This window comes from Campylobacter sp. 7477a, from assembly GCF_014892335.1.
GTDB classification, from domain to species: Bacteria; Campylobacterota; Campylobacteria; order Campylobacterales; family Campylobacteraceae; genus Campylobacter_A; species Campylobacter_A californiensis.
The window spans coordinates 1-1,537 of sequence record NZ_JADBJH010000027.1 but is presented as its reverse complement, the minus strand read 5'-3'; the positions used below and the strand labels follow the sequence as shown (position 1 = coordinate 1,537).

Here is a 1,537-nt window from a genome sequence, read left to right as displayed (position 1 = left end):
ATATTATGTAGCAAACGCACAATTAGAAAACCTAAAATATCTCTTTTAAAAAATTAAATTTTTGCTTCTATTTCTGCTCTTACTTCCGGTATTCCTAATAGCTCACTAATAAAATAATCAAAATTTTCTTGCATATCACGCTTTCTTTTTTGAATAATTTCTTCATAGTCTATTGATAAAATTTCACATAATTCGCGACCAGTTAAAATATGCTCTAGCTCAAATTCATTTTTCATACCTATTTTTATGATTTCTTTATTATCTTGATTAAAACAACATATATAATAATCTGTCGCAAAAGGTATCTTAGACCCAAATCGTTCAACAAATTTTATCAAATTATCTTTCTCTCCCTTGACCTTTTTTGTATCAAATGTATCGCCATCTTTAAGCTCAATAACTTTGCATATATTGAAATCACTTACAATAAATATGAGCATATCAGGCTCAATTCCTTTAACCATTGTATATTTCTTTGTTTGTTTTAAAGCGGTTTTTGTGCAGAGAAACACACCAGCATTAATTTGTCTAGCACTAACACTATCAATAAAGCTATCAATATCAGATATAGATTTACACCTATCTGTAATAATTCTCTCTAGCTCATTACCATTAGAAATAACTGTTGCTTGCACTCTTGACAATAGATGTCCTAAAGCACTATTGCCTATAACTCTTGTGTATCCAGATTCTCCATCCTTTTCTATATTTCTACCTTTTGCATCAACTATTTTACTCATTTTGTTCTCCATAAACTAAATCGCAACCGATAAAATTTCGCTTAATTTCTTTACACACATTAAAAACAGAGTATCCACCACTTGCTGGGTCTAAAACCAAATCTTGTTCGCTGGTAGTAGCTAATAATAGCTGTTTTTGTAGCTCTATCGGCTTTGAGTGAGTATGAGATTTGTCTGTAATTTTTTCTTCCCAGACATCTGGAATATTATGTAATACCCAAGTTTTTTTAGCTTGTTTCGGGTGTTTTTGGACTATAACTAAATATTCACTTCTTCGCCTAGTTCGGTAACCCATACCTATTCTTTTCTTATCCCAAGTTATCATATCAACTATTTCAAAATCACTAAAACAATCAAACCATTTTTTAACTCCTTGAACTAGATGAAACTTATCTACCCAAAGAAAAAGATAGCCATTTGGTTTTAAAACTCTGTGAATATCTAAAATAAACTCATTGATTATTTCTTCGCTCATTTGTGGCAAAGCAGAGCGTTCAATACCCCTACTTTTACCTTCGTTGCCATAAGAGAGCTTATCTAAAACGCCCCGATATTGTGGGTCAAAAAAGGCTACTTTTACACTTTTATCATCTAGTGTTTTAAGTAGTTCTAGCCCATTCATCTTATTTTTTTTATTTAGTAAGTTCGTGATTGACTTTTTTGTTTTTTGCTCCATAACTATTTCTTGTTTTCTTTGTAAGAAATCTTTTGAAATTACAAAAGGCATTTTCGGTGTATTTGCGTAAGTTTGTATCAGTTTTTGCATTTATTAATCTCCTAAATCGACACCTAGCACA

General features: G+C 31.0%; 2 protein-coding genes. Both read right to left on the bottom strand.

Annotated features, from left to right (window positions below; genetic code table 11):
- Positions 1–53 precede the first annotated feature (53 nt).
- A complete protein-coding gene (locus CCAL5182_RS08940; protein ID WP_336610833.1) occupies positions 54–740 on the bottom strand; it encodes a restriction endonuclease in 687 nt (228 codons plus the stop codon).
- Positions 733–1,416 (bottom strand): DNA methyltransferase, encoded by a 684-nt coding sequence (locus tag CCAL5182_RS08935; RefSeq protein ID WP_336610834.1) that lies wholly within the window; start codon positions 1,414–1,416, stop codon positions 733–735. The genes CCAL5182_RS08940 and CCAL5182_RS08935 overlap by 8 nt, the downstream gene beginning before the upstream one ends.
- Between the last annotated feature and the right edge of the window lie 121 nt (positions 1,417–1,537).